Below are 3,081 nucleotides of genomic sequence, written 5' to 3' on the forward strand. Positions count from 1 at the left end.
CCAATGTAATCAACAACCCGTTTTGGTGGAGTGCCGACGATAAATTTTTTAATAATGCTTTAGCCGACACATTGGGTGTGCCATTACCAAACACCGTAATTCTGCCTTCTGCAGAACATCCTACGGATACGACTTCCAAGTCATTCAGAAATTTAAAATATCCGATGGATTGGGAAGGCATTTTCGAATACATCGGATTTCCAGCTTACATGAAACCGTATGCAGGTGGTGGTTGGAAAAACGTCTACCGATTGGAAAATAAAGAAGAATTTTGGGAAAAACACCAAGAGACTGGTCAATTGGTGATGATGCTTCAAGAAGAAATTATTTTTGAAGACTACTACCGTGTGTACTGTTTGGGTTGCAAAGACGTGCTGATAATGCCTTATGAACCTCGAAATCCACACCATTTGCGTTATGTAGTTGAAAATCCGAATCGCGATAAAAAATTGATGGCAAAAATCAAAGAATACACCTTAACATTATGTAAAGGATTGGGTTACGACTTTAATACCGTAGAATTTGCGGTTCGTGACGGCATTCCGTATGCTATCGATTTTGGAAATCCAGCACCAGATGCTGAATATACGTCTGTTGGTCCAGAAAATTTCGAATGGGTAGTTGAAAATGCTGCTAAAATGGCCATTGCTGCTGCTAAAAAACAAAAAGAAGGCCAAGTGAATCTTACTTGGGGAACTTTCATTAAAAATGCAGCTAAGTAATAAAATGTTTCAAGTTTTGAAGTTTCAAGTTGGTTCGTCAAAAAACCGCTTGAAACTTTAAACCTGAAACCTGAAACTAAATTATTATGTCAAAGAAATTACCCATTTTCACACTGGGTGTGGAAGAAGAATACCAAATTATAGATCCTGTTTCGAGGGACTTGCGGTCGCATTTGTCCAAAATTGTGGACGGTGCGAAAACCATTTTAAACGAACAAGTCAAGGCAGAAATGCACCAATCGGTAGTAGAAGTTGGAACAGTTATTTGCAGAAACATCCACGAGGCCAAGGATGAAATTCGTTTGTTGCGAAGCAAAATTGTAGAGTTGGCTGCCAAACAAAATTTGGTTGTGGGTGGAGCAGGAACGCATCCTTTTTCGCGTTGGCAAGACCAACCCATTACTGATGACCCACGTTATCATCATATTGTAAACGAATTGCAAGACGCCGCACGATCCAATTTGATTTTTGGAATGCATTGCCATGTAGGCATTGAAAATCGCGAAATTGGATTGCAATTGATGAATCAAGCAACCTATTTTTTGCCTCATATATTTGCGCTTTCAACCAACTCCCCTTTTTGGGAAGGTCGAAACACGGGTTACAAATCGTTTAGGACTAAAGTTTTTGACAAATTTCCAAGAACGGGTTTGCCCGAATATTTCGACAGTGTTCAGTCGTACGACAACTTTTTGGAAACCTTAGTCAAGACGAATTGCATTGACAATCCGAAGAAAATTTGGTGGGATTTAAGGCTACATCCTTTTTATAACACGATAGAGTTCAGGATTTGCGACATGAGTTTGACAATGGACGAAACCATTTGTATTACCGCCATCATTCAGGCCATTGTTGCCAAATTATACAAATTAAATGCCGCCAATACCAGTTTCAATGTGTACCGTTTGGCATTAATTAAAGAAAATAAGTTTAGAGCCGCACGATATGGAGTGATGGGTAATATGATTGATTTTGGATTGCAAAAAGAGGTCGCCACAAGCGATTTAATTTTGGAATTACTTGAATTTGTTGATGATGTAGTGGATGAATTGGGTAGTAGAGAACAAATAAATTACGTCCATAACATTTTAAGAGAAGGAACTGGAGCCGCCAAACAACTGGCCGTTTTTGAAAAAACAAACGATTTAACAAAAGTGGTGGACATGATTACTGATCAATTTACCGTAGGGTTGTAGAATCCTCCCCCAACCCCTCCAAAGGAGGGGAGCTTGGAATACGTAAGTGAGTAACTGAAATTAATTTTGAATTTGATATTAAAATTGAAATTGATATTGAAATTGCCATTGCTTTTGAAAGACTTATATTTGCACCTTTCATTATAATAAAAAATATGAACAATCAAATAAGAATCGCGGTTTTGGATATGTATGCCGGCGAACCCAATCAAGGAATGCGGTGTATAATTGACATCATCAATCGCTTCAATCAAATCGTTACTTTTCAGGTTTTTGACGTACGTGGAAAAAGTGAATTTCCGGATATTAAAAAATTTGATATTTATATTTCCACCGGCGGACCCGGAAATCCTTTGGAAGGTGACGGAAATTGGGATTTAAAATACTATGATTTCATCGACCATTTGACGGTATGGAACAAAGAACAGAAAGTTAAAAAGCATGTTTTATTTATTTGTCACTCGTTTCAAATGGCTTGTAAACATTTTGGCTTGGCCGAAATTAACAAGCGGAAAGACACTTCCTTTGGTGTTATGAAAGTACACAAAACCGAATTGGGTTTGACGGATCCTATATTTGAAGGATTACCCGACCCTTTTTATGCCGTGGATTCTCGTGATTATCAAGTCGTACAACCCAAGTTAAATATGTTTGCCAAGAAAGGGGCTAAAATTATTTCGTTAGAAAAAATTCGAGATCATGTTCAGTATGAAAGAGCGATAATGGCGGTTCGATTTTCAGAGTATTTTGTGGGCACACAATTTCATCCCGAAGCCGATCCCATAAGTTTTATTGCCAATTTAAAAAGCAAAGAACGCCGTGAAAAAATTATTGCCATGAAAGGGAAAAAGAAGTTTCGCGATATGTTGGAAGATTTACTAGACGAAGAAAAAATTTACAAAACAAATGAAACCATTATTCCCAACTTTCTCCGAATTGCTATTAATGATGTAATGAAACACAAGAAGACCTTGTCCAATTAGTATCCGAAGCATCAATAATTGTACATTAAAGTATTGATAATCTTTTACTTAAATAGTCATTCCTTAAATATGTTATAACAATCTGTCTGTTAATAACTTGTATATAAAAATAGTAATAAAAAGCGAAGTTAAATTGCCAAAAAGAGTATATTTAGGTAAAAAAAAGTGGCAATATGTTAG

Annotated in this window: 3 protein-coding genes; all 3 read left to right on the plus strand. The window is 36.9% G+C overall.

Annotation, left to right across the window (positions count from 1 at the left end; genetic code table 11):
* Positions 1-722 (plus strand): RimK family alpha-L-glutamate ligase (locus ACIQ2X_RS15150; RefSeq protein ID WP_396179798.1); only part of this gene is annotated, 722 nt, incomplete at its 5' end.
* Between the two features lie 86 nt (positions 723-808).
* On the plus strand, positions 809-1,918 hold the full coding sequence (locus tag ACIQ2X_RS15155) for a carboxylate-amine ligase (protein ID WP_396179799.1): 1,110 nt from the start codon (positions 809-811) through the stop codon (positions 1,916-1,918).
* A 155-nt stretch (positions 1,919-2,073) separates the two neighbouring features.
* Complete coding sequence (locus ACIQ2X_RS15160) at positions 2,074-2,901, plus strand: type 1 glutamine amidotransferase (protein ID WP_396179800.1); 828 nt, start codon at positions 2,074-2,076, stop codon at positions 2,899-2,901.
* Positions 2,902-3,081 lie beyond the last annotated feature (180 nt).

The sequence above is a fragment of the Flavobacterium sp. genome, from assembly GCF_044368625.1.
In the GTDB taxonomy this organism is placed as follows: domain Bacteria; phylum Bacteroidota; class Bacteroidia; order Flavobacteriales; family Flavobacteriaceae; genus Flavobacterium.